Source organism: Paenibacillus lentus (genome assembly GCF_003931855.1).
GTDB classification, from domain to species: Bacteria; Bacillota; Bacilli; order Paenibacillales; family Paenibacillaceae; genus Fontibacillus; species Fontibacillus lentus.
In genome coordinates this window covers 3888339-3913983 of the sequence record NZ_CP034248.1, presented here as the reverse complement: position 1 = coordinate 3913983, position 25645 = coordinate 3888339, and the positions used below count along the sequence as shown (strand labels likewise).

Below are 25645 nucleotides of genomic sequence, written 5' to 3'. Positions count from 1 at the left end.
GCAATGCAGGCCAATGAACAGGAGTTCCGACAGGTAGAGCAGTTTCTGAAGGATCATGATGATTTCCTGGTAGTGTCGCATGTACAGCCGGATGGAGATGCAGTCAGTTCTACCCTTGTGGTGGGCTGGCTTCTCTCATGTCTGGGTAAGAATTACGTTATGGTTAATGAAGGACCAATTCCTCAGCGTATGTCTTACTTGCTGCATTCGGATCGCATCATGGATCTGTCAGTAACCCCTCTAAGCAAGCCCTATAAGCATATTATTTGCATAGATTGTGCTGATTTCCGCCGTGTGGGGAAGACAAGCGATTATTTTGCATCTGACGCGGAAATTTTGAACATTGATCATCATCCTACAAACGATGGATTTGGAAGCATTAACTTAATTGTACCCGGGGCTGCTGCTACGGTTCAGGTATTATATGATTTTGTGAAATGGTTGAATCTAAGGCTGGATCATGATATCGCGACTGCGATTTATACGGGGCTACTTACTGATACAGGTGGCTTTCGTTATTCCAGCACATCTCCGAGCGTCATGGCTATTGCCTCCGATTTATTGAAATATGGGGTGGATGGTCCGGGATTGTCTCAATTATTGTTAGAAGAGATGACACTGCCGCAAATTCGACTATTGACAATAGCGTTGAATGGGCTGCAAATGAGTGAGGACGGAAAAATCAGTTGGGTTACGATCGACGACGAAGATATGAAGCAATCTGGAGCCATCCATGAGGATTTGGAAGGCATCGTGAATTATCCCCGCAACATTCAGGGGGTTGAGGTTGGTTTATTGTTCAAGGTTATTGACGAAAATACCGTGAAGGTAAGCATGAGATCCGCTGGAAAGGTCGATGTTGCTGCTGTAGCTCATAGCTTTGGAGGCGGGGGACATGTACGGGCAGCGGGAGTACGGATGCAAGGCAGCCTAGCTGAGGTAGTCTCGCAGATTGTAGAGCAGGTGAAGTCACGATTATGAAGCCAAAATCTTATGAAGGAATACTAGCCGTCCATAAACCGGCTGGATTTACCTCGCATGACGTTGTGGCCAAAACCCGTGGCATACTAAAAATGAAACGGATCGGTCATACGGGTACGCTGGACCCTGCCGTGACAGGTGTACTTCCGCTCTGTCTTGGGCGAGCGACAAGGATGGTCGAGTATTTACAGGAGCTTCCTAAAGAGTACGAGGCGACACTGCTGTTGGGAGTCGCTACTGACACAGAGGATATGTCAGGAACTGTTATTGAGCGTAAAGAAGGGCTACGCGTTACCGAGGAACAGGTAAGAGCAGCTTTGGGACAATTCATCGGAACAATTTCTCAGGTGCCGCCGATGTATTCCGCATTAAAGCAGGACGGGAAAAGGCTGTATGAATTAGCTAGAGAAGGTAAAACAGTGGAACGCAAGGCAAGGGAAGTAACGATCGAGGAGCTGGAGCTCATTTCTTATCAATCGGAAGGTACATATCCGTCAATTTCGTTTCGGGTACTGTGCTCCAAAGGAACATATATCCGCACGCTTTGCGTCGATATCGGTCGTGCACTAGGTGTACCAGCCGCTATGGCGGAGTTGAAAAGAACGGTCTCTGCAGGCATTAAGGAGGCGGAGTGCCTAACCCTTGAGGAGATTTCCGCTCATGTGGCAGAGGGAACCTTGGATGGCCAGCTTATCCCTGTTGATGTCGCGGTAAGCCACTTGGCTGCACATCATATCCCTGAAGATAAGGTAAAGCAGGCTTTACAAGGACAAAGGCTTTCCTCCAGGCTGCTTGAGCCCCCGGTACGCTGGGGAGAGAATATCCGATTGTACGGTGCGGCTGGTCAATTTTTAGGTATATTTCGCGGCGAGGAGACGACGGGAGCGATTACGCCTGTTAAAGTATTCCCGCCGGAATGAAATAGCGTGCTAATCCGAGTGAAATTGCAGGTGAATGATAGTGGAAACGATGAATCTAACTTATCCTCTTACAAAAGAGTTCATAGACTATAGCGCCAAACCGCAGGTGCTGGCCATTGGCCAATTTGATGGCTTGCATTTAGGACATGTGAGTGTCATTGAATCGGCTGTACGGCTTGCGACATCTTTGAAATTACCAACAGCGGTAATGACCTTTCATCCTCATCCGAAAGAAGTCATGAAAAAAGGCGATTATGATGGATATCTAACGCCACCTCGCGAAAAAGAGCGAATTCTGAAAAGTTTAGGTGTAGACTACGTATACATTGTGGAATTTAATGATGCATTCTCGCGAGTAAGCCCGCAGAATTTTGTATCCGGTGTGCTTGTTCCGCTTCAGGTTCATACAGCTGTCGTCGGCTTTGATTTTCGCTACGGTTACCGGGGAGAAGGCGATGCTGGGATGCTGCGCGAGCTTAGTGACAACACCTTGGAAGTCAACACGGTTCCTCCGTTTCTCATCGACAGAGAGAAAGTGAGCAGTTCGGGAATCCGCAAAGCACTTATGGAGGGAAATGTACAACTTGCTGCGCGCTGGCTTGGACGAAGATATACGATTCAAGGAATCGTGATGCATGGCGAGAAGCGGGGCCGAAAAATCGGGTTTCCTACTGCCAACCTTAAACCGTACGAACACTTTGTGCTCCCGACCAAGGGAGTATACGCTGTACGGGTAAACTATGACGGACAATGGCTGCCAGGCGTAATGAATGTTGGAGTCAAACCAACCTTTCATAACGATAAGCTTACATCTTCCTTAGAAATTCATTTATTCGATTTTAATGGGGATCTTTATGGCCATTCCCTTTCTGTAGAATTGGTAGAGTTTATTCGTGAGGAGCGGAAATTCGGTTCGATCGAAGAGCTTGTAGCCCAGATCAGTAAAGATGCGGATACGGCTAAAAACCTGCTGCTTACTGTCGAATAGGATGATAAGCTGATTTTATTTAGACAAGCATAAACAGCATTTACATTTGCCTATTATTTATGGTATACTGATCTACGTTGTTCATGGTGGAGATTGGAATATTCATCATAACAGCTATAACCTTAGCTTGGTTGACCGGACCTCACCGCCCGACGACGAGGCTAATGGCGATTTAGATAAAGGAGGTGAACAGGATGGCATTGACTCAAGAACGCAAACAACAACTTATTGAAGAGCACAAAACTCATGAATCCGATACAGGATCACCAGAGGTGCAAATTGCTATCCTTACGGAGAACATTGTAAATCTGACCGAACACTTGCGCTCGCATAAGAAGGATCATCATTCCCGTCGCGGTCTTCTGAAAATGGTCGGCCAACGTCGTAAGCTGTTGGCATACTTGAAGAACAAAGACGTAAGACGTTACTCCGCTTTGATCGAGAAGCTCGGATTGCGTCGTTAATTTCTCGTAGTTAACTAAAGCAGCCTGGTTGCCACCGGATGCGCTATTTTCAGCGAACGGTGGCGATCGGGTTGCTTTTTAACAGTTATAGAATGTATACGCTTTGCAATTCACGTATATAGGGCTCCTTCAGGAGCTTTTGTTGTGAATAAGGGCAGACTTCTTTCTTTTCTCTCTAGTCATATTCAACTTCGTTTATGATTTGGGCAAAAGGAGGAAATAATGAAGTCTATAACGAATTTCTATTTGTGATAAGGAGGGATTTCATGGAGAAACATGTGAAAATGCAGTTGGGAGGAAGACCTCTTATACTGGAAACCGGGCGCTTGGCTAAGCAGGCAAATGCCGCTGTTATGGTGCGTTACGGTGATACTGCCGTTTTGTGTACGGTGACAGCTTCATCTGAGCCGAAAGATCTTGACTTCTTTCCGCTTACCGTGAACTATGAAGAGAAATTGTACGCTGTGGGTAAAATTCCAGGTGGCTTCATTAAACGGGAGGGTCGCCCAAGTGAGAAGGCGATCTTGGCGAGCCGTCTAACCGACCGCCCGATTCGTCCGTTGTTCCCCGAAGGATTCCGCAACGATGTGCAAATCGTGAACCTGGTAATGAGTGTCGATCAGAATTGCGAGCCGGAAATCGCAGCGATGATTGGTACTTCAGCAGCACTCAGTATTTCTGATGTACCGTTTAACGGACCGATTGGCGGTGTAGCAGTCGGACGTGTTGATGGGAAATTTATCATTAACCCGGATGTTGCCCAGCAGGAAGCGAGCGATATCTATGTGGTGGTTGCTGGTACGAAAGATGCCATCATGATGGTGGAAGCGGAAGCGAACGAAGTATCAGAAGAAGTTATGCTAGAAGCGATCATGTTCGGTCATGACGAAATTAAGAATATTGTAGCTGTCATTGAGGAACTCGTTAAGGTGGCCGGCAAAGAGAAGATGGAAGTGAAGCTTCATGCCGTAGATCCTGAAGTTAATCGCGAGGTTCGCGAATTCGCCGCTGCTCGTCTTGTTGAAGCGGTTAAAATCGCTGAGAAGCATGCTCGTCAAGATGCAATCGACGCGATTAATGATGAGACAATGGCTCATTTTGAGGAGAAGTACATAGAGTCTCCAGAACTCCTGAAGGATGTTATGGAGGTGCTCCATGATATCGTCAAGGAAGAAGTGCGCCGACTGATCACTCACGATAAAGTACGCCCGGATGGTCGTAAATTGGATGAGATTCGTCCGATCGAATGCGACATCAACTTGCTGCCGCGTACGCATGGCTCGGGCTTATTCACTCGAGGTCAAACTCAGGCGCTCAGCGTATGTACGCTTGGTGCTTTAGGCGATGTTCAAATTCTCGATGGGATTGATTTGGAAGAATCCAAGCGATTCATGCATCATTATAACTTCCCGCCGTTCAGTGTCGGTGAAGCTCGTCCGTTGCGTGCTCCTGGGCGCCGCGAAGTAGGACATGGGGCTCTCGGCGAAAGAGCGTTGTCCAAAGTCATTCCGCCAGAGACGGAGTTCCCTTACACCATTCGCCTGGTATCTGAGGTACTGGAATCGAACGGCTCCACTTCCCAGGCAAGTATATGTGCGAGCACGCTCGCGATGATGGATGCCGGTGTTCCGATCAAAGCTCCGGTAGCTGGGGTCGCGATGGGTCTCATTAAAGATGGCGATCAAGTATCGATTCTGAGTGATATTCAAGGCATGGAAGATCATTTGGGTGATATGGACTTCAAGGTAGCAGGTACACCGGATGGAGTTACGGCTATTCAAATGGATATCAAAATTGACGGCATCGACCGCCAAATTTTAACAGAAGCATTATCTCAAGCGAGAGAGGGACGCATGCACATCCTTTCCAAAATGATGGAACGCATTCAGAAGCCAAAGGAAAGCTTGTCGCCTTATGCGCCTAAAATTCTCATTATGAACATCAATCCCGATAAAATTCGCGATGTGATTGGTGCTGGTGGTAAGATCATCAATAAAATTATTGAAGAGACCGGCGTAAAAATCGATATTGAGCAGGATGGCCGTGTGTTCATTGCTTCTACGAACGAAGAGATGAATAATAAGGCACGTTCGATCATTGAAGGCATCGTGAAGGAAGTTGTCGTCGGAGAAATATATGTAGGTACGGTTAAACGGATCGAGAAGTTCGGCGCTTTTGTAGAAATTTTGCCGGGCAAAGATGGTCTGGTTCATATTTCTCAGCTCTCTACGGAACGTGTTGCTAAGGTGGAAGATGTTGTCGCAATCGGTGATACGGTAACTGTCAAGGTTACGGAAATCGACCAGCAAGGTCGCGTGAATCTTTCCCGCAAAGCAGTATTAACTGCAGAGGCCGCTAAACCTTCATCCTAAGCCATCCCCATATTTCAAATAAAATGTGCGGGAAAAGAGACAGAATTAATATTCTGGCTCTTTTTTAATGGGCAATTATAGGTTTATTTGTGAGCTTGCGCAACCTGGTTTTTGCATAATATAGAACTTGTCTTCATATGATGAGGACAAAACCGGGTTGAAGGGATGGGCCTGTCATGAATCGAAATAAATTCATCGCGATAGCGCTTGGGTTTGTCATTGTATTTGCATTCTCGCAATGGGGTGAAATTCGGACATTTTTAGAAGGAAGCTTGATCAAACCGAGCGTTGATTATGCATTTCGGTTATTTTCCGAAGTCGACAGGGATGATGAATTAATGAAGATTATTCGTGAAGAGGCGGCCAAGCGCCGCGAGGAGCCGATAGATGCGGTGATAGACCGGGTTTGGAAGGCGATCCCGGGTTATAACGGATTGGAAGTAGATGTTGATAAAACATATCAACATGCGAAAGAACTTCCACGGGGTTCGGATATTCCTTATCAATACCGGGAAACGAAGCCTCGCGTCGATTTAGAGGATTTGGCGGCCGAGCCGATTTACCGCGGGAATCCGAATAAGCCGATGGTTGCGCTCATGATCAACGTCGCATGGGGAAATGAGTACATTAAACCGATGCTGGACACGTTAGATGAGGCGAAGGTCAAGGCTACCTTTTTTCTCGATGGCAGTTGGTTGAAGAAAAACGTAGAGCTGGCAAAGGAAATTCAGAAGCGAGGGCATCAACTGGAGAATCATGCGTATTCTCATCCGAATATGAGTGAGTTAGATGATGATCGGGCCAGAATGGAAATTTCCAAAACGAAGGATTTGTTGAAAAGCGAACTGGGTGTGGACAATCGCTGGTTTGCCCCGCCTTCCGGTGATTTTGATGCCCGTACGGTGCGCCAGGCTGCTGATTACGGATTGAAGACGGTGCTTTGGACGTTGGATACCGTGGATTGGAGGAAACCCTTGCCGTCCAGTATCGTTCAAAAGATATCGAATAATGTAACTCCGGGCACTCTAATTTTGATGCATCCGACAGATTCATCCAGCCGAGCATTGAAGGAAATGATCGAAGTTATTCGCAAGAAGGGACTAGTGCTTGGAACGGTGGAGGAAACACTGTCGAGTGATCGGGTAATCGTGCCGGGGAGTTGAGCAATCTTGCTTTTTTTGATAGGATTATGATGATTTCACGTAAAATAAGCGTATGCTCTTGAAGTGATTTTTGCTGCGAAGTATTGTAACGTAGTGAAGCTCCGCAAAACCAAGCGAATGCTTACGAAGTGAGTTTTGCTGCGAAGTATCTCAAAGCAGTAAAGCTCCGCAAAAACAAAGTGTATGCTTACGGAGTAAGTTTTACTTCGTAAAACTTTTTAGGAGGGCCTTTCGTGCACAAAACGCAACTTAAAAACGGCCTGAGGGTGGTTATGGAGAAAATCCCTACCTTCCGCTCGGTGTCCTTCGGCATATGGGTTAAGACTGGATCACGGAACGAAAGTCCCGATTTAGGCGGCATTTCACATTTCATTGAACACATGCTTTTCAAAGGAACTGAACGATATGATGCGAAAGAGATCGCTGAACAGTTTGACGCCATAGGCGGAAATGTTAATGCCTTTACGTCAAAGGAATATACTTGTTACTACGCCAAAGTATTGGACGAACATTTGCCGATTGCTGTAGATGTATTGTCCGATATGTTCTTTAGATCGTTGTTTGATGAGGAAGAGCTGCGCAAAGAGAAGAATGTTATTTTGGAAGAGATCGCGATGTATGAAGATACGCCAGATGATATGGTGCATGATCTTATATCCGAAGCTGCTTATGGCAGTCATCCTCTTGCCTTGCCTATCCTTGGGACAGAAGAACAACTGCAGGCGATGGAGCCATCTCATCTTAAGGCGTATATGCGCGAAAAATATACAATCGATAACACTGTTATCAGCATCGCAGGAAATTATGACGACAACATTCTCGATCTGCTGGAGGAGCATTTTGGTCGCTTCAGCACAAGAGGAACGGAAGGCGGGCTGACAGCTCCCGATTTTCTCGGTGACATAAAATTTCACCGTAAAAAAACAGAGCAAAACCACATCTGTATGTCTTTCCCTGGGCTACCGATCGGTCACAAACATCAGTATGCCATGGTATTGCTGAATAACGCTTTAGGGGGAGGGATGAGCTCACGGTTGTTCCAGGAAATTCGCGAGAAGCGGGGACTAGCTTACTCTGTATTTTCTTATCATAGCTCGCATGCGGACAGCGGACTGTTTACCGTATATGCGGGTACGGCTCCTAAGCAAACAAAGGATGTTCTTGAGCTAACTAAGGAAATATTGCACGATGTATCCCTTAACGGGCTTACGGATAGCGAACTGAGCAAAGGAAAGGAGCAGTTGAAGGGTAGCCTGATCCTTAGTTTAGAAAGTACAAGCAGTCGAATGAATCGTCTTGGAAAAAATGAGCTTATGCTCGGGCGGCATTATACGCTGGATGAAATTATTTCACGAATAGAAGCAGTGACGATGGAGGATATCAATGCCGTGCTGCAGGGGATGTTTAAGCAACCCTATGCTCTAGCTATGGTCGGTTCCTCTGATCGGGTATTGTCAGGAATAAGGAGAGATGAACTTGTCGTATGAAGTCCAAATTAAGCGTTTAGCAGGAAATGAAGACCTTGAGCTTCCCCGTAAGATGTCAGAGCTGGCTTCCGGATTTGATCTATACGCAGCGATTACAGATGAAATCGTGCTCGAACCGGGACAGCGAACATTGATTCCGACGGGCTTTGCTCTCGCTATGCCGGCAGGGCTTGAAGCCCAGATTCGCCCGCGCAGCGGGCTGGCATTTAAGCATGGCATTACTTGTCTAAATACACCTGGTACGATCGACGCTGACTACCGTGGGGAAGTTAAAGTGCTGCTGATTAACCATGGAGAAGAACCATTTACATTTCATCGGGGTGAGCGTATCGCCCAAATGGTATTCCAAATCGTTCCTGAGGTGAATTTGATCCAGGTGGACGAATTGTCCGCTACCGTTCGTGGTGCTGGCGGATTTGGCCATACAGGAAGAAATTAATCCGACATAATGAAGAGCATGAAATTGAGCAGGCTTGCAAGTTCTGTACTGATTGTACGGGGCTCAGCAAGCTTTTTTTATTTTATTCGGCAGGAAAAGTGGGTTTCACCACTTGATAGGCGGCGGCATAAGATGGTTTATACTGTGCTAGCTTGAAAGGAGGACGTCCACGATACTTACCGGACTAACTATAGTGTTCATTGGCGGGGACGCTCGGCAGATCGAAATCATTAACAAGTGCACGGAGCTTGACGCAACAGTGAAGGTAGTCGGTTTCGATCAACTGGAGCCTCCTCTATTCGGAGTTTCGCATGAAAAGCTGTCACCCGGCCTATTAGTGGAAGCTGACGTCATTGTATTCCCGGTGGTTGGCTGCGATGACCAAGGAAAAGTCAGCGCACCGTTCGCCAAGGAAGAAATCGTAATAAACCGGGAAGTGTTTTCGGCGATCCGGGAAGGGACGGCGGTCTATACAGGAATGGCCAAGAGTTTACTGAAACGCATGGCCGCCGAATTTAGTTTCAAATTAATCGAGCTGTTAGAGCGAGATGATGTCGCGATTTACAACTCGATTCCGACGGCTGAAGGAGCCTTGATGATGGCTATTCAGCATACAGACATTACGATTCATGGCTCTACCTGTATGGTACTTGGTTTAGGGAGAACAGGCTTCACTCTGGCGCAAACCTTGCAGGGCCTCGGGGCAAAAGTGAAGGCGGGAGTCCGTCGGGAGGATCAAGCCGCCAGAGCGATCCAAATGGGATGGAAGCCTTTTGTAGCAACGGATTCAGCCGCTTACACAGGGGAAATCGACTTGATTTTTAACACAATTCCGACTATGATAGTCACAGCACAAATCATCTCTAAATTGCCCCGTAGTGTGGTTATTATCGATCTGGCTTCGGCTCCGGGTGGGACGGATTTTCGCTTCGCTGAGAAGCGGGGAATCAAGGCGCTTCTTGCCCCTGGTTTACCAGGAATCGTAGCTCCTAAGACGGCTGGAATCATCATGGCGAACACGATCTGTCAGTCGATATCGAAAGAGTTCCATTTACGGGGGGATGAAATGTGAATTGGCAAGGAAAAATGGTAGGTTACGCGGTAACGGGTTCGCATTGTACGTTTGCTGAAGTCATGCCGCAAATCCAGCGATTTGTCGAACGAGGCGCTAATGTCATACCGATTATTTCCCAATCTGTCTTAACGACGGATACCAGGTTTGGTAAGTCGGATGATTGGCGCAAACAGTTGAAAGATATAACGGGGAATGATATCATTTCTTCAATTGTCGAAGCTGAGCCGCTTGGGCCTAGCAAGCTGCTGGACGTACTTGTCATTGCTCCTTGCACTGGAACAACGACAAGTAAACTGGCAAACGCAATGACAGACAGTCCGGTTTTAATGGCAGCAAAGGCACAACTTCGTAATAGCCGGCCAGTTGTGTTGGCTGTTTCGACAAATGACGGATTGGGATTTAACTTGGCAAATATCGCTAAATTAATTGTGGCTAAGAACATTTATTTCGTTCCGTTTGGTCAGGATAATCCGACGTTAAAGCCAAATTCGCTTGTAGCCAGAATGGAACTCGTTCCCGAGACAGCTTATGCAGCGCTGGAGGGCAAGCAGTATCAACCGCTCATTATTGAGCGTTTTAGGTAAGAGGGTCAGCAATTTTAAGACGGAATGAAGTAATGCTTTACTCCGCCATTATACTGGAGGAATACGCATGCACATTTTGGTGCAGAAGTTCGGCGGTACATCTCTCTCTACATCTGAAGCGAGGGAGCACGTCATATCACATATTCGCCGGGAGTTGGACAATGGCTACCAGCTTGTAATTGTAGTATCCGCAATGGGGCGGAAAGGAGATCCCTATGCAACAGACACGCTGCTTGACTTGATCGAGCAGACTGGGGGATCTCTTTCCTCGCGTGAACAGGATTTACTGCTGTGCTGCGGTGAGATCATATCTGCAAGCGTGCTAAGCGGTTTGCTTCAACACCAAGGTATATCATCTACTGTTCTTACAGGAGCGCAAGCTGGATTCAGGACGGACAGCCAATTCGGAAATGCACGAATCCTTGATGTTGTCCCGTCTCGAGTACTTGAAGAATTGGAAAAAAAGGACGTCGTCATCGTAACTGGATTCCAAGGGCAGAATTTGAACGGCGAATTTACGACATTAGGACGAGGTGGCAGCGATACTTCAGCAACTGCGCTGGGTGCGGCGCTACGTGCTGAAATGGTCGATATATATACGGATGTGAATGGCATATTGACAGCCGATCCGCGAATTGTTGAGGATGCCAGGGCGCTCCCTCATGTTAGTTACGCTGAGATTTGTAATATGGCATATCAGGGAGCTAAAGTGATTCACCCCCGGGCAGTAGAAATCGCTATGCAGTCCGGCATCCCGATTCGAGTACGTTCTACATTTTCGAATAGCGAAGGGACGCTGGTTGCTAACCCGGAAGGTTTTAAAGATGTGCAGACTGGCGTTGTTGACAGATATGTCACAGGAATTGCATACGTCGGGAATGTAACTCAGATAACTGTGCAATCATCTGAACCGTCCAAAGGCAATTTGCAACTGAAAGTGTTTCAGGCGATGGCTGAAAATGCCATCAGCGTCGATTTTATTAATGTTACCCCGACGGGTGTCGTTTATACTGTTTTCGACAGTGATGCTAGAAAAGCATCCTCAATTTTAGAGTCGATGGGTTTCCTGCCTCAAATATTAAGCGGTTGTGCTAAAGTTTCTGTAATCGGTGGCGGGATTAACGGGGTTCCTGGAATTATGGCTAAAATCGTGGAAGCACTGGCCGAGCAAGGGATACAAATATTGCAGTCTGCGGATTCAAACACAACGATCTGGGTACTCGTCAATAAAGAAGATATGGTACAGGCGCTCAGAGCGCTTCACACTAAATTTGAACTCGCCCATTAGCGAATTATTTGGAGGAGGACACGAAGTGGATTTCGGAAGATTGATTACAGCCATGGTAACTCCATTCGATGACAAAGGGGTTATCGATTGGGAGCAGACAGCTAGACTGATTGAGTATTTGATTGAAGAGCAAAAGTCTGACTCACTTGTCATTTGCGGTACGACGGGGGAGTCTCCCACATTAAGTGAGGAGGAGAAAGTTTCACTTTTTGAATTTGCCGTCAAGCAGGTCAAGGGACGGTGCCAAATTATCGCAGGTACAGGGAGCAACAGTACGGAAGAATCCATCCAGTTAACGGAAAAAGCCGAGAAATGCGGTGTGGACGGAGTACTTCTTGTAGCTCCTTATTATAACAAGCCGAACCAAGAAGGACTCTACCGTCATTTTGAAGCAATCGCCCGTTCGACGGAACTTCCGATCATGCTGTACAATGTGCCAAGTCGTACGGTAATAAGCCTTAGTGCAGAGACAACGCTGCGTTTGGCCGAGCTCCCGAATGTGGTTGCCACGAAAGAATGCGCATCGCTCGAACAGGTGGCTCAGATTGTAACTGGGGCTCCAGAGCGCTTTAAGGTATACTCCGGAGATGATTCGGCGACTTTGCCTGCTTTGTCAGTTGGCGCATATGGAATCGTTAGCGTAGCGAGCCATATTATCGGCAAGCAGATGAAGGAAATGATTGAATCGTTCTTGAATGGCCGCGTTGCAGATTCCGCGAAATTGCATCGGGAGTTGCTTCCTGTATTTAAAGGATTATTTGAATGCCCGCATCCGGTGCCAAATCCTGTAGCTGTAAAATACGCATTAAACGCATCAGGTATTGCCGTAGGCTCTGTGCGTTTGCCGCTTATCCCGCCTACGGAGGAAGAGGCAAGATTTATCCGAAATCTGCTTTCCTAAAGGAAAAAGTTAAAAATGTGCTCTTCTTCCAAGAACCGATGCCCGCTTTGGGGCATCGGTTTTTTCATTATTGCATATGGTAACGTTAACTAGGTGTAAAGCCTTTGACTTGTTTTTTGCCATTTTAATCATGTATAATGATTTCAAGTGACTGGGTGCGGTGATTTAAAAATTTAATGTGATTGAATATACAACGTCCAAATAATTAGGAGGGTTAGATTCACTTGTCCAAAAAAATGAATAATGATAAATTGACGATCTTTGCATTGGGCGGCGTAGCGGAAATCGGAAAGAACATGTACGTCGTTCAATATGCCAATGACATCGTTGTAATTGATGCTGGCCTTAAATTTCCAGAAGAGGACATGCTTGGCATTGATATCGTCATTCCCGATATCACTTACTTGACAGAGAATCGTGACAAAGTAAGGGGCATCGTGCTTACGCACGGCCACGAAGACCATATCGGTGGATTGCCATATGTACTCAAAAACTTAAATGTTCCTGTCTACGGAACGAAATTGACGCTGGGGCTGGTTGAGAACAAATTAAAGGAAGCCGGTTTGCTTGGGGATACGAAGCGTGTACTCATTCATGCGGATTCGGAGATTCAGTTAGGCTCGACGCTAAAAGCGACATTCTTTAAAACAAACCACAGTATTCCTGATTCGGTTGGGGTGTGCATCGAAACGCCGGAAGGAAACGTAGTTCATACGGGTGACTTCAAATTTGACCATACTCCAGTTAATGATCAGTTTGCTGATTTGCACCGGATGGGGGAAATCGGGAAGAAAGGGGTACTGGCGCTATTATCGGATAGTACGAATGCCGAGAAGCCTGGGTTCACACCATCAGAGAAAAATGTTGGAATCGTATTGGATGATATTTTCCGGAAGGCTCAGCAGCGCGTTGTTGTTGCTACATTCGCCTCCAATGTACACCGAATTCAACAAGTGATCGATGCAACCTACTCGACAGATCGCAAACTCACGATTATTGGTCGCAGTATGGTTAACGTCGTGACGATTGCTGCAGAACTTGGCTACTTGAACGTTCCGGATGGTATCTTAATCGATCCGGACGAAGTGAACAAAATGGCGGCGGATCGTGTTGTCATACTCTGCACAGGCAGTCAAGGCGAGCCGATGTCAGCCTTAACTCGTATGGCTCGGTCAACTCACCGTAAGGTGGATATTCTGCCTGGAGATACAGTCATCATCGCGGCGACGCCAGTGCCTGGTAACGAAAAATACGTAGGACGCACGATTGATGAATTATTCCGTCTCGGCGCCGAGGTAATTTATAGCGGTTCTAATTCAGGAGTTCACGTCTCCGGGCATGGCAGCCAGGAAGAATTGAAATTGATGTTGAATTTGATGCGTCCTAAATATTTCATCCCTGTTCACGGGGAGTATCGAATGCTGCGGAAGCATGCTCTACTCGGTGAATCCGTCGGAATTGATCCGGATAACATCTTCTTGCTTGACATCGGCGAAATGGTAGAAATTCAGAATGGCGCAGCTCGCAAAGCGGGTAAAGTACCAGCTGGCAATGTGCTAATTGACGGGCTTGGAGTCGGTGACGTTGGGAATATCGTGCTTCGTGACCGTAAGCTGTTGTCTCAAGATGGCATTCTTGTTGTCGTTGTCACGCTGAGCAAACAAGATGGAACAATCGTTTCTGGACCAGACATTATATCCAGAGGCTTCGTATACGTTAGAGAGTCGGAAGGCCTTCTTGAAGAAGCAAATCGAATTGTATCCAGCACATTGGAGAAGTTAATGAGCGAAAATGTGAATGAATGGGCTTCGCTGAAGACGAACGTGAAGGATTCGTTAGGACGTTTCCTTTACGAACAAACACGGCGCAGACCGATGATTCTTCCCATCATTATGGAAGTGTGAGAACTACATTTAAAGAAGAATAATTTAATATACTAACCTTTTCAGGTTGGGCACGCAGTCGCCCCTTCTCCTGCCGGTAATATTGGACGGTTTCTTGTAGGAGAGGGGGCTTTCTTTTTTATTTTTAACTGTATGAAGGGTGTCGGCCTAGGCATACTAACATCACAATGGACAAATACTGGCCAGCAGCCGAAAGGAAGTGTCAAGAATGAAGGAGCAACGACAACGACAGCAATCGAAAGAAGCTACTAACGAAGGAACAGGGCCTGCACCGGTTGTCCCTGAGGGGGAAAAAACAGCAGCAGCGGTGGCAGCGATTGAACAGCTTGGGCAAACTACGGTGCCTGGACCGGGGGAATCTAATGTATATTGTTTGACGATAATCGGGCAAGTTGAGGGTCACCTTATACTGCCCCCTCAGAACAAAACGACCAAGTACGAGCATTTGATTCCCCAACTGGTAGCGGCTGAACAAAACCCGCGTATTGAAGGAATATTAATTATTCTGAATACCGTTGGCGGGGACGTTGAGGCCGGGTTGGCGATCGCAGAAATGATTTCATCTCTCACTAAGCCGACCGTAACTGTCGTCATTGGCGGAGGGCACAGTATCGGGGTTCCGATTGCAGTAGCTTCCGATTATTCGTTTATAGCGGAGAGCGCAACGATGACCATCCACCCAATCCGAATGACAGGTTTGGTGATCGGCGTTCCGCAGACTTTTGAGTATATTGAGAAGATGCAGGAGAGGGTCGTACGATTTGTGACGACTCATTCAAAAATTTCTGAGAACAATTTCAAGGAGCTGATGTTCAAGACAGGGGAGTTAAACCGCGACATTGGTACAGCCGTAGGCGGGGCAGATGCAGTTAAATTTGGATTAATTGACGGAATCGGCGGGATCGGTCAAGGTTTGACGAAATTAAATGTATTGATCGAAGCCCGGCGCGTGTCAGCAGGGGGGATTACCCAATGACTTATTATACGATCATGCCGGAAGAGGCTTATTGGGACGATAAGGAAGCATCCGATAGCAGCTATACTGAAATTGAGCTTGGCGGTATTTTGATGCAGGTAAGAATAGAGGAGAATAACAATCAGGCGACCATTGTTCGATTGCTGCGCTGCTCTCTAGATGACTATTTAAACCCTGCATATGCGCCTGGTCAACAAATTTCGTTTGCTCCTACACTAAATAAACAATAAGAGTCCTATAGGTTGCCCCCGGTGATTATGGTATAATATTCATCTAGGGGGTGATCTTTGTTGGCGCGAAAAAAGAAGAAAAAAAAGGCAGCATTGGGCACCATGCTCAAGTATGAGATATATGGGATCATCCTGATTACTTTATCGATCATAGCCTTGTCTGGGGAAGCCGCGGTAGGCAGGACGTTATCGAAAATGTCCGCACTTGTTCTGGGCAAGTTTTATTTTGTCATTCCATTGATCGGAATTTTTATTGGACTCAGTGTGATGATTAACCGTAAATGGCCGGCTCGCTGGAATACGCGACGCAGTGGAGCGCTGCTTGCCGTATTGTCACTTGTTCTTATGAGCACGACATTAGCAATGGAGAAGAAGTTGGCACCATCGGTGTCTTTGTCTGCAGGCAGCATTATGTCGCAGATTCATCATGATCTTCAAACCGCTCTGTTTGAGCCAACGCTGGGAGAAACCGGGTTCAGTCTTCTTGGCTTGGACATAAGCGGCGGATATGTGGGTGGCCTGGAGTTCGCTCTGTTGTATTCTCTATTTGGCATTGCTGGTGCAAAGCTGATTATGATCGTCATGATGGCGATTAGCTTTATGTTAATTACAGGGTTGTCTTATGTCGAATTATTCCGTCTTATTCGGAAGCATTTAGGCGGGGTAGGAACAAAATTCAGCCGAAAGCTGAAATTGCTGAGACCTGTTCCTGTTCATAGCAAATCAAAACGGCCTGCTGCAGAGCCAGTACAAGATGCAGGATATGAGGAACAGGAGCAGGAGGAAGAGGAATTGTCGTTGCCTGCTCAGCCGAGAAACAGGCCGGTTTTCTTTCAATTGTTTAACTTCAAGCCTCGTCCGAAGCCTGTGGAACCTGCTGGGGATGTGCATGAAGATTTAGGCGAACAGATTAACGATTACCGTGACCCATATAGTTCCGATGTGGACTGGAATGCACTGAAGTACGGCGATAGTCATTCGAGATCCACGGCAGCAAGATTTGATCCTTTAACTGGCGAACCGCTCGTTCAGCAAGAAGAGCAAGGCGAGGTAGGGCCTATTATCCGTGATTTCTTTGACAACATTCATCTTGAAGGCCGCCCGACTGATGCTGAGCGCGAAGGGGAGGAGCAAGCTGAAGAACAGCCGCTGTGGCCGAAGGAGGCCGAGACAGAGTCGGCGCCAGAGGTTATTTTGCTTTCGGAGGATTTGGACTTGCCAGAGGCGGAAACCATGGTTGAGGGTGCTTTGATTGATGATTCTTCGATTGAAGATCCTTCTGGAGAAAGTGTTGAAGGTATTACCGGAGCGGAGGATAAGCTGGAAGGAGCGGATCCACCGCCGAAGCCAGCTCCTAAACCGTATAAGCTGCCGCCGTTCCGCTTGCTATCCAAGCCTGCTGGTAGCGGCAAGGCTGGGGATCAGGCGGATTATAAACAAACAGCCCGGAAACTCGAGGCAACTCTCGAGAGTTTTGGAGTAAGGGCTCGTGTGTTGGAGGTCGTTCGAGGTCCTGCTGTAACGAGGTATGAAATTCAGCCGGATATCGGGGTAAAGGTAAGCCGGATTGTTAACCTGACGGATGATATCGCTCTGGCGCTCGCCGCTAGGGATATTCGTATGGAAGCGCCGATTCCTGGAAAATCCGCAATTGGCATCGAGGTTCCGAATAATGAAGTTTCGTTGGTGACGATGCGGGAAGTGATGGAAACGCCAGTGTTTCAGGATGCCGATTCGAAGCTGTCCATCGCCTTTGGGCGGGATATTTCCGGGCAGACGATTGTCGGAAATCTCGCGAAGATGCCCCATTTACTTGTAGCCGGGGCAACCGGCTCCGGAAAGTCGGTATGTATCAACGGAATCATTACAAGTATTTTATATAAAGCGAAGCCGGATGAAGTGAAATTTCTGATGGTCGACCCCAAAATGGTTGAGCTAAACGTATATAATGGGATTCCCCATCTTCTTGCTCCAGTAGTCACCGATCCGAAACGAGCTTCGCTGGCGCTCAAAAAGATTGTCGTTGAAATGGAGAAGCGCTACGAGTTGTTCTCCAAATCCGGAGCCCGAAATGTGGAAGGCTATAATCTGATGATGAAGGACAATCCGGAAGCCGTACTTCCATATATTGTCGTTATCGTTGATGAGCTCGCTGACTTAATGATGGTTGCAGCAAATGATGTTGAGGATGCGATTGCTCGGTTGGCGCAGATGGCGCGTGCTGCGGGTATCCATCTCATCATTGCCACGCAGCGTCCTTCTGTAGATGTCATTACCGGCGTCATTAAAGCGAACATTCCGTCGCGCATCGCTTTTGGCGTATCTTCTCAAGTAGACTCCCGAACGATTCTGGATATGGCGGGCGCGGAGAAGCTTCTTGGACGCGGGGATATGCTCTTTATGCCGATGGGAGCTTCAAAGCCGATTCGTGTGCAAGGTGCTTTTATGAGTGATCAAGAAGTTGAAGCAATCGTAGGTTATGTTCGCGGACAAGCTCAAGCGGAGTATGATGAAAGCCTCGTTCCAGAAGTGGATGAAGAGGTGCAGGAAACGGAAGAGGTTGTGGACGAACTGTTCGATCAAGCGGTTCAGATTATCTTGGAAGCTAAGCAGGCATCGGTGTCGTTGTTGCAAAGACGGATGCGGATCGGCTACACGCGTGCAGCCCGATTGATTGATTCTATGGAGGCACGGGGCATCGTTGGTCCTTACGAGGGCAGCAAGCCACGGGAAGTTTTGATTTCTATGGAGCAGTTCAAGTTAGGCAAAATATCTTCTTGAATGGTTTAAAATATTTGTGTTGCGGCAGATCTTTTGATGGACAAAAGATCTGCCGTTTATTTTTGCTTGCGCAAGAGATTCTTTTTTGGGTGCATAGGAAAGTGGGGCAGTAGTCATAATAATGTCATCCATCTATGTTAATCCACAAGAGAAAGGTAGAGCTAAACGTATGAAAAAAGCTAAAATATGGTTTTCCGCCGGTTTAGTGCTGCTTTTGTGCGGGGCATTGTTCGGAGCTTATCGACTATGGAATAGTACGCCCGCTATGACGGAAAGAAGCGAGGAGCCGAAATCTTCTCTTCCCGTATTCAGTGAACAGGTAATACAGTATGGCGCATTCGGCACAGACGTCTACGAGCTGCAAGGCCGATTGGCCTTCCTAGGATTTTATCATGGCGAGATCGATAGTTACTTTGGACCGAAAACGCAAGACTCTCTAAAATGGTTTCAATCGGAATTCGGTATGGTCGTTGATGGGCTTGCCGGGCCGAAAACGAAGCTGAAGCTGTACAATGCCACAAAAGACTGGAGACCCGGCACTGAGATGGCTGCAGGACAAACGGGCACCCATCAAGAGGCTGCTAAAACCGGGCAAGAACAGGCGAATACATCGGCGGATTTATCCTCCTCTAACGCGATGGGATTATCGGCTAATGATCTCAAAATTATGGCTAATGCGGTGTATGGGGAGGCGCGCGGTGAACCATTTGAGGGACAAGTAGCGGTGGCTGCCGTAATTCTTAACCGTGTAAAATCACCGAGCTTTCCAAATACAGTATCCGGTGTTATTTTTCAACCGCGGGCTTTTACAGCGGTGGATGACGGCCAAATTTGGCTTGAACCGAATGAGAGTGCAAGAAAAGCCGTTCAACAAGCATTGAATGGTTGGGATCCGTCAGGCGGATGTCTATATTATTTTAATCCAGAGACAGCGACTTCAAAATGGATTTGGACTCGTCCGCAGGTTAAAACGATCGGAAAACATATTTTTTGCATGTAAATAACGTTTGAAAGGGAAGCAGCCGCTCATTTCATCGGGTTGCTTCTTTACTTTGCGATGGTATAGAATGGAACTGAAATTGCCTGTATTTAAAGTCTAGATAGTCTCTTGTAAAGGAGTTTTCATATTGAATAAAACTGTATTTGAACGGGGCAGCGCCGGTCATATTCGAATTCATGTTCTGCCGACGACGAGATTCAAAACCTTCGCAGTATCGCTCTATGCGGGAATTCCGCTAAATGAGCAGACGGTTACAACTACAGCACTAACGCCTTTCGTACTGCGGCGGGGTACGGTCTCGTATCCAGAGACGATTCAATTTCGCGAGCAGCTTGAACACTTATATGGCGCGGGCTTCGGCTTTGATGTATATAAACGTGGAAATTACCAAATTGTCCAGTTCCGCATGGATACGATTAACGACGATTTTGTGTCCAGTGACGATTCTTTGCTGCGAAAAACATTCTCTTTTCTCGGTGAAGTCGTAACGAAACCTGTCATGGAAAACGGTGTATTCCGTAACGCATATGTGAGCTCGGAGCGGGAGACGGTACGCAAGAAGCTTGAAGCGATCATCAATGATAAAATTCGTTATGCCGCGGAACGGTGCATGGAGGAAATGTTCCGGAATGACCCATATCGCCTTCACCCGTTAGGTCAGCGCAAGGATTTGGAGGGAATCACCTCCCAGTCGCTGTACAAGGCGTTTCAGCAGTGGCTGCAACAGGCAAACCTTGATTTGTACGTCGTTGGAGACACTACGCTTGCAGAAGTACAGAAACTTGTGGAGCAGCATTTTAACATAGGACGATCTGCTTCGCCGCAATATGTGCCTGCTCAGAGCCATCTGTCTGGAGATGATGTTCGCACTGTAGAAGAGGTACTCGATGTCAAACAAGGCAAACTGAATATGGGTCTGCGCATTCCGGTGACCTATGGAGATGAGCGCTATGCAGCAGCGCTTCTCTATAACGGTATTCTAGGCAGCTACCCTCACTCCAAGTTATTTATTAACGTTAGGGAGAAGGAAAGCTTGGCTTATTATGCTGCATCAAGATTTGATGGCCATAAGGGAATTATTTCGATCCAGTCCGGGATTGAAATTGCAAATTATCAAAAAGCGCTTGAAATTATTAAGGCACAGCTAGGCAGCTTGCGCGAAGGTCAAATTAGCGAACTAGAAATGTCTCAGACCAAGGCGATGATTCGCAACAGTTTGCTGGAAATGCAGGATTCTGCTTTTGATATGGTGGCGTATGACTTTAATCGTGTATTGTCTGATCGGGAACGGCCGGCAGAAGAGCTTCTTCGGCAGGTTGAAGCTATCACGACGGAGGATGTCGTGGAAGTGGCCAACACGGTTGAATTGGATACGATTTACTTTTTGACAGGAAAGAAGGAGGTGTAGCTCATGGAAGTCATTACGCATGAAAGATTGAAAGAGACGGTATATCGGGAGACGATGGATAATGGTTTGCAGGTGTATGTGCTTCCTAAGCCGGGCTTCCAGAAGACGTATGCTACTTTCTCGACCAAGTACGGCTCGATCGATAATCATTTCCGAGTAGAAGGTGAAGCCGATACGAAGGTGCCGGATGGCATTGCCCACTTCCTGGAGCATAAAATGTTCGAGGAGCCGGAGGGCGATATTTTTGCCAAATTTGCTTCTTTAGGTGCTTCCGCTAATGCTTTTACAAGTTTTGATCAAACTGTCTATTTATTCTCCGCTACGGAGAACGTGATGGAAAATTTGGAGACGTTGGTGAACTTCGTGCAAAATCCTTATTTTACAGATCAGAACGTGGAAAAGGAGAAGGGCATCATTGGTCAAGAAATCGGCATGTATCAGGATAATCCAGATTGGCGCGTGTATTTCGGCTTGATCGAGGCAATGTATTCCGTTCATCCAGTTCATATCGATATTGCAGGTACGGTGGAATCCATTGGAACGATCACAAAAGAGACGTTATATACGTGTTATGACGCTTTTTACCATCCGAGCAATATGCTGTTGTTTGTCGTAGGCGGCGTTGATCCAGAAGAGGTATTCTCTGTGGTGCGGAGCAATCAGGCCAAGAAGAAATATGAGCCCCAGGGAGAAATTAAGCGGCTATTCGATGCGGAGCCAGTCGAGGTGCATGAGAAGCGTAAAGTTGTCAAGCTTCCTGTTTCTCTGCCTAAATGCTTGTTTGGGTTTAAAGAGACGAATCTCGGGAATACGGGTGAGGCTTTGCTGCGTCGGGATTTAGCGATCAAGCTGGCTTTGGATTTGCTGATCGGTACCAGTACGAAGCTGTATCAAAATCTGTATGACATGGATCTTATTTCCGACGGCTTCGGCCATGAATATAACAGTAATCCGAACTATGCCTTCTCGGCGATCGGTGGCGACACAAAGGATCCGGAGCGTCTTCTGGAAATTGTAACGGAAGAGATTAAAGCGGTTGTTGCTAAGGGGTTTGTGAACGATGACTTCGAGCGGGCGCGCAAGAAAAAAATTGGAAGTTATTTGCGCATGTTAAATTCACCGGAAAATATCGCTCATGAATTTACCCGTTATCGGTTCCGGGGCCAAGATCTCTTCTCCGTATTGCAGATTTACGAATCTTTGACTCTGGAAGAGGTGAACAACCGGTTGCGCGAGCATATTAATTGGGAACAGTTAGCGGTATCGCTCGTCGTCAGTCCGTAATATATGAACATCAATCATGGGATAGATAAAAGCATTGGGGAAGTGACCGTGCTCATTACGGGGGCGAGCAGAGGCATTGGGGCTCAGATCGCGCTCCGTTTTGCAGCGGTCGGCATGAATATCATCATTCATTACATGAAATCGCACGAAGCAGCCAATGAAGTGGCGAGGAAATGTCTTGAGCTTGGTGCCAAGGTATTTACGGTCAATGCTGATTTGAGAAGCCGGGAAGAGATTTATCGGATGAAGGAAAAGCTGGAGAGTCGCGGTCTTAAACCGGATATTCTGGTGAATAATGCGGGGGTATCTCATTATAGCCTGTTGTCGGATGTCCAAGAAGAGCAGTGGGATGAAGTGATGGATATAAATTTAAAAAGCGTGTTTTTGTGCAGTCAGGCATTTATGCCCTATATGATTCACCAGCGTTTTGGACGGATTATTAATGTCTCTTCAGTATGGGGGATTTCTGGTGGAGCTTGTGAGGCCGTCTATTCCGCCGCCAAGGGGGGCGTGAACGCCTTTACGAAGGCGCTGGCTAAAGAACTAGCCCCTTCATGTGTAACGGTCAACGCGGTCGCTCCGGGGGCTGTAAAAACGGATATGATGGAACGCTTTGACGCTGAGGAAATTCGTATGCTGGAGGAAGAAATTCCTGCAGGGAGATTAGCCTCGCCAGAAGAAATCGCGTCGTTGGTTTATTTCCTCGCACTTCCGGAATCAGGATATATTACGGGGCAAATCATTAGTCCTAACGGCGGCTGGCTTACGTAAATGGCAAGACAAAACGAACTTAGCCGTACAGGGAAGGAATGGTTAAGCGATTCAAGTGTCATGACGAATAAATAGGCTGTTTAATTCGCATATTACGACTGTTGATTTTAAATCTCACGTCCAAGTGAAGGAGGATTTAAACATGTCAACAGTACTCAAAAATTTTGATACCTGGAAGAAATTCTTGGGTGAACGCGTCAAACATGCGGAAAGATCAGGTCTGAGCGAAGAGGCTATAGCTCGTCTTGCTTATGAGATCGGCGGATTTCTGGACGAGAAGGTAGATCCACAAAATGCTTCTAACCGCACCCTCAAAGAGCTTTGGGATGTCGGTAATGAAGAAGAGCGCAAGACGATCGCTCGGCTGATGGTAAAGTTAGCTAAGGAAAACGCATAGTTTACGTAGAAAAGCTCCCTGTAATGGGGAGCTTTTTCTACCATTTAATACAGCCGCTTGCCTTTCGAAATTATTTTATATATCATAAAACACGTATTGTAATTGTTCGCTTTAATTCTGCATACTTTTCAGTGCCGGCAACACGATGCAGGAATAATGACCCATATTGTCGAATGAGAGTTTTTAAGGGTTTGAACATTCCGATACATAAATTCGTAGGTCTTTTGAAGTACATTGATGAGAGAGGGCGTTATTGTCGTCTTTTTTTGGTGAAATAGACACAGGATAAATCAGGCTCTGGAATATTAAAGCGAAGCGTAACAATTTATAGGGTGCATACGTTTAATGTATCGAAGTGTTCTGATCTATTATGAAAATTATATTTCAATTTTGAAATCATAAATTATATTTCAACTATTTGCAGGAGGTGATGGACGTGTCGAATTTGGGCCAGCAATTGAAGGAAGCCCGCCTTGCCAGAGGCTTGTCACTGGATGATGTACAAGATATGACAAAAATTCGCAAAAGATATTTAGAAGCCATCGAAGCGGGAGATTATAAAGTGTTGCCGGGAAGTTTTTATGTGCGGGCCTTTATAAAGACATACGCCGAAGCGGTTGGAGTGGATGCAGATGAGCTGCTCAATGAGCATCGTCAAGATGTACCAGCTCCTCAGGTGGAGCAGACGATGGAGCCTGTGTTACAGAAACGCCGCAGCAGACAAACATCGGGGCGTAATTCTAAATGGATGTCTACGGCGCTGATGTGGTCTTTTACAATAGTAATCCTGATCGTCATTTATACGTATTTTGTAGTTTGGGGTAAAGATCCGACTGCGGATAAGAAAAATGAGACGGATCCAACTAAATTAACCCAATCGGAAACACCTGCGAAGCAAGGCGATAAGAGCCAGAACGGAGCTTCTAATGGGTCTAATGATGGTAAAGCTGCCGAGCAGCAGTCGGAGAAGGAGAATACGTCGTCCGCTGCCGATGGGAACCAAGAAAACTCTAACACGCCTGACAGTACGGATGACGGATCGAATAACGGTACTGATGCGGGGGCTGATGGAGATGTTGTTGTCCTGCCGGACGGAAAGAGCGGTAGCACAACCAATTTTAAAGTATCCAATCCTAGCGGGCAGCCGGTGCAAGTTGTGATCAACGCGACCGGTAGGAGCTGGGTCGAAGTGTATAAGGGAGGCAAGGACGGTGAGAAGCTGTACTTCGATAATACATCTGAGGGCGAAGTGCTGACTTATGAACTTGGTCCTGAAGGAATGTATATTAAATCGGGGGCTTCCTCGTACACGCAAATTACTGTGGCGGGACAGGTCGTTGAGGATGGCAAGAATACTTCCAAAATCCAGCTTAACATGGATACAGGTGCATCTGGCACAGAAGCCGAAGCTGGAAGGGAAAGTGATGCTGACTCCGATCTGAGTACAGAATAACCGCTTTAACCCCCGGAGAGAAACAACCTAATTAAAAGATTGATTGCTGTAATGTGCAAGAAAAGGGTATTCTTCGGGCGTTATCCGAGGAATACCTTTTTTGCATATTTCTAAATTTGATGATCCAACTGCTCAGGTTCAATGACACTGTGAGGTTGGACTTTGCCCATAGGATTACATATAATTAATTAGAGATAAGTAAACAGGAAAGGACGGAGAAATATGGCTTCTGAAAGCTCATTTGATATCGTCTCCAAAATGGACATGCAGGAACTTACGAATGCGATCGACCAGACGGAGCGGGAAATAGCTAACCGATTTGACTTCAAAGGGAGCAAGACCGAGCTTAAAGTCGAGAAGGATGAATTGGTTGTCGTCTCAGACGATGATTACAAGCTCGGCGCTGTCATTGATATTCTGCAATCGAAAATGATTAAGAGAGGGTTGCCGATCAAGAACTTGGATTACGGTAAAGTAGAGCCGGCGTCGCTAGGAACGGTGCGTCAGCGTATTAAGCTGAAACAAGGCATTGATGCGGAGAATGCTAAGAAAATTAATGTGATGATCCGCGATTCAAAGCTGAAGGTCAAAAGCCAAATTCAAGGCGATCAAATCCGGGTTACCGGCAAGAGCAAGGATGATCTGCAGCAGGTGATGCAGATGCTCCGCAAAGGGGATCTGTCGCTCGATTTACAATTTACCAACTTCAAATAGGCGTTTAAAAATGTTGGTCTTTCGCTGCGTTAATCGCGTGGTGAGAGACCTTTACACGTTTTTGA

23 protein-coding genes are annotated in these 25645 nt (G+C 46.7%); all 23 read left to right on the top strand.

The annotated features are described in order from the left end of the window. Positions 1 to 3: 3 nt before the first annotated feature. The 23 genes from EIM92_RS17605 to EIM92_RS17495 all read left to right on the top strand — a co-directional run bounded on the left by EIM92_RS17605 (position 4) and on the right by EIM92_RS17495 (position 25580). The gene (locus tag EIM92_RS17605) at positions 4 to 981 is read left to right on the top strand and encodes a DHH family phosphoesterase (protein WP_125083866.1); all 978 of its coding nucleotides are present in this window, start codon (positions 4 to 6) and stop codon (positions 979 to 981) included. Then, positions 978 to 1901 carry a tRNA pseudouridine(55) synthase TruB gene (gene truB, locus EIM92_RS17600; protein WP_125083864.1) on the top strand — a complete coding sequence of 308 codons (924 nt, stop codon included), beginning with the start codon at positions 978 to 980 and terminating at the stop codon, positions 1899 to 1901. Before EIM92_RS17605 ends, truB begins: the two co-directional genes overlap by 4 nt. A gap of 34 nt (positions 1902 to 1935) precedes the next feature. Continuing rightward, positions 1936 to 2889 (top strand): bifunctional riboflavin kinase/FAD synthetase, encoded by a 954-nt coding sequence (locus tag EIM92_RS17595; RefSeq protein WP_425464164.1) that lies wholly within the window; start codon positions 1936 to 1938, stop codon positions 2887 to 2889. Between the two features lie 194 nt (positions 2890 to 3083). Beyond that, positions 3084 to 3353: a 30S ribosomal protein S15 gene (gene rpsO / locus EIM92_RS17590; protein ID WP_110933072.1), complete on the top strand. Its 270-nt coding sequence runs from the start codon at positions 3084 to 3086 to the stop codon at positions 3351 to 3353. A gap of 266 nt (positions 3354 to 3619) precedes the next feature. After that, on the top strand, positions 3620 to 5725 hold the full coding sequence (pnp, locus tag EIM92_RS17585) for a polyribonucleotide nucleotidyltransferase (RefSeq protein ID WP_125083859.1): 2106 nt from the start codon (positions 3620 to 3622) through the stop codon (positions 5723 to 5725). Positions 5726 to 5901: 176 nt separating this feature from the next. Next, positions 5902 to 6888, top strand: coding sequence for a polysaccharide deacetylase family protein (locus EIM92_RS17580; protein ID WP_125083857.1), 987 nt, complete (start codon positions 5902 to 5904; stop codon positions 6886 to 6888). A gap of 233 nt (positions 6889 to 7121) precedes the next feature. Beyond that, the gene (locus tag EIM92_RS17575) at positions 7122 to 8375 is read left to right on the top strand and encodes a M16 family metallopeptidase (RefSeq protein ID WP_125083855.1); all 1254 of its coding nucleotides are present in this window, start codon (positions 7122 to 7124) and stop codon (positions 8373 to 8375) included. Next, positions 8365 to 8814, top strand: coding sequence for a dUTP diphosphatase (gene dut, locus EIM92_RS17570; RefSeq protein ID WP_246021031.1), 450 nt, complete (start codon positions 8365 to 8367; stop codon positions 8812 to 8814). Before EIM92_RS17575 ends, dut begins: the two co-directional genes overlap by 11 nt. 172 nt (positions 8815 to 8986) lie before the next feature. Beyond that, positions 8987 to 9886, top strand: a complete 900-nt coding sequence (dpsA, locus tag EIM92_RS17565; RefSeq protein ID WP_125083853.1) for a dipicolinate synthase subunit DpsA — start codon at positions 8987 to 8989, stop codon at positions 9884 to 9886. Continuing rightward, on the top strand, positions 9883 to 10473 hold the full coding sequence (locus EIM92_RS17560) for a dipicolinate synthase subunit B (protein WP_125083852.1): 591 nt from the start codon (positions 9883 to 9885) through the stop codon (positions 10471 to 10473). Before dpsA ends, EIM92_RS17560 begins: the two co-directional genes overlap by 4 nt. A 67-nt stretch (positions 10474 to 10540) precedes the next feature. Next, positions 10541 to 11761 carry an aspartate kinase gene (dapG, locus tag EIM92_RS17555; protein WP_125083850.1) on the top strand — a complete coding sequence of 407 codons (1221 nt, stop codon included), beginning with the start codon at positions 10541 to 10543 and terminating at the stop codon, positions 11759 to 11761. 25 nt (positions 11762 to 11786) lie between these two features. Continuing rightward, positions 11787 to 12662 (top strand): 4-hydroxy-tetrahydrodipicolinate synthase, encoded by an 876-nt coding sequence (dapA, locus tag EIM92_RS17550; RefSeq protein ID WP_125083848.1) that lies wholly within the window; start codon positions 11787 to 11789, stop codon positions 12660 to 12662. A 224-nt stretch (positions 12663 to 12886) separates the two neighbouring features. Next, positions 12887 to 14566, top strand: coding sequence for a ribonuclease J (locus tag EIM92_RS17545; protein ID WP_125083846.1), 1680 nt, complete (start codon positions 12887 to 12889; stop codon positions 14564 to 14566). Between the two features lie 208 nt (positions 14567 to 14774). Next, on the top strand, positions 14775 to 15542 hold the full coding sequence (locus tag EIM92_RS17540) for a ClpP family protease (RefSeq protein ID WP_125083844.1): 768 nt from the start codon (positions 14775 to 14777) through the stop codon (positions 15540 to 15542). Beyond that, positions 15539 to 15772: a YlzJ-like family protein gene (locus tag EIM92_RS17535; protein ID WP_125083843.1), complete on the top strand. Its 234-nt coding sequence runs from the start codon at positions 15539 to 15541 to the stop codon at positions 15770 to 15772. Before EIM92_RS17540 ends, EIM92_RS17535 begins: the two co-directional genes overlap by 4 nt. A 60-nt stretch (positions 15773 to 15832) precedes the next feature. Beyond that, the gene (locus EIM92_RS17530; protein ID WP_125083842.1) at positions 15833 to 18553 is read left to right on the top strand and encodes an FtsK/SpoIIIE family DNA translocase; all 2721 of its coding nucleotides are present in this window, start codon (positions 15833 to 15835) and stop codon (positions 18551 to 18553) included. A 169-nt stretch (positions 18554 to 18722) separates the two neighbouring features. Then, positions 18723 to 19553, top strand: a complete 831-nt coding sequence (gene sleB, locus EIM92_RS17525) for a spore cortex-lytic enzyme (protein WP_125083840.1) — start codon at positions 18723 to 18725, stop codon at positions 19551 to 19553. A 127-nt stretch (positions 19554 to 19680) separates the two neighbouring features. Beyond that, entirely contained in the window at positions 19681 to 20961 is a 1281-nt protein-coding gene (yfmF, locus tag EIM92_RS17520; protein WP_125083838.1) for an EF-P 5-aminopentanol modification-associated protein YfmF, read from the top strand. 3 nt (positions 20962 to 20964) lie between these two features. Then, on the top strand, positions 20965 to 22245 hold the full coding sequence (yfmH, locus tag EIM92_RS17515) for an EF-P 5-aminopentanol modification-associated protein YfmH (protein ID WP_125083836.1): 1281 nt from the start codon (positions 20965 to 20967) through the stop codon (positions 22243 to 22245). 3 nt (positions 22246 to 22248) lie between these two features. Further along, a complete protein-coding gene (gene ymfI, locus EIM92_RS17510) occupies positions 22249 to 23016 on the top strand; it encodes an elongation factor P 5-aminopentanone reductase (RefSeq protein WP_125083834.1) in 768 nt (255 codons plus the stop codon). A gap of 142 nt (positions 23017 to 23158) precedes the next feature. After that, positions 23159 to 23413 carry a DUF3243 domain-containing protein gene (locus EIM92_RS17505; RefSeq protein WP_125083832.1) on the top strand — a complete coding sequence of 85 codons (255 nt, stop codon included), beginning with the start codon at positions 23159 to 23161 and terminating at the stop codon, positions 23411 to 23413. A 436-nt stretch (positions 23414 to 23849) separates the two neighbouring features. Next, a complete protein-coding gene (locus tag EIM92_RS17500) occupies positions 23850 to 24866 on the top strand; it encodes a helix-turn-helix domain-containing protein (RefSeq protein WP_125083831.1) in 1017 nt (338 codons plus the stop codon). A gap of 222 nt (positions 24867 to 25088) precedes the next feature. Further along, the gene (locus tag EIM92_RS17495; RefSeq protein WP_125083829.1) at positions 25089 to 25580 is read left to right on the top strand and encodes a YajQ family cyclic di-GMP-binding protein; all 492 of its coding nucleotides are present in this window, start codon (positions 25089 to 25091) and stop codon (positions 25578 to 25580) included. Positions 25581 to 25645: the final 65 nt, after the last annotated feature.

Bases quoted from the DNA above. Each gene is read 5' to 3' on its own strand.
- EIM92_RS17605 (WP_125083866.1), top strand. From the start codon at position 4: ATGCAGGCCAATGAACAGGAGTTCCGACAGGTAGAGCAGTTTCTGAAG.
- truB (WP_125083864.1), top strand. From the start codon at position 978: ATGAAGCCAAAATCTTATGAAGGAATACTAGCCGTCCATAAACCGGCT.
- EIM92_RS17595 (WP_425464164.1), top strand. From the start codon at position 1,936: ATGATAGTGGAAACGATGAATCTAACTTATCCTCTTACAAAAGAGTTC.
- rpsO (WP_110933072.1), top strand. From the start codon at position 3,084: ATGGCATTGACTCAAGAACGCAAACAACAACTTATTGAAGAGCACAAA.
- pnp (WP_125083859.1), top strand. From the start codon at position 3,620: ATGGAGAAACATGTGAAAATGCAGTTGGGAGGAAGACCTCTTATACTG.
- EIM92_RS17580 (WP_125083857.1), top strand. From the start codon at position 5,902: ATGAATCGAAATAAATTCATCGCGATAGCGCTTGGGTTTGTCATTGTA.
- dapG (WP_125083850.1), top strand. From the start codon at position 10,541: ATGCACATTTTGGTGCAGAAGTTCGGCGGTACATCTCTCTCTACATCT.
- EIM92_RS17540 (WP_125083844.1), top strand. From the start codon at position 14,775: ATGAAGGAGCAACGACAACGACAGCAATCGAAAGAAGCTACTAACGAA.
- EIM92_RS17535 (WP_125083843.1), top strand. From the start codon at position 15,539: ATGACTTATTATACGATCATGCCGGAAGAGGCTTATTGGGACGATAAG.
- sleB (WP_125083840.1), top strand. From the start codon at position 18,723: ATGAAAAAAGCTAAAATATGGTTTTCCGCCGGTTTAGTGCTGCTTTTG.
- yfmH (WP_125083836.1), top strand. From the start codon at position 20,965: ATGGAAGTCATTACGCATGAAAGATTGAAAGAGACGGTATATCGGGAG.
- ymfI (WP_125083834.1), top strand. From the start codon at position 22,249: ATGAACATCAATCATGGGATAGATAAAAGCATTGGGGAAGTGACCGTG.
- EIM92_RS17505 (WP_125083832.1), top strand. From the start codon at position 23,159: ATGTCAACAGTACTCAAAAATTTTGATACCTGGAAGAAATTCTTGGGT.
- EIM92_RS17495 (WP_125083829.1), top strand. From the start codon at position 25,089: ATGGCTTCTGAAAGCTCATTTGATATCGTCTCCAAAATGGACATGCAG.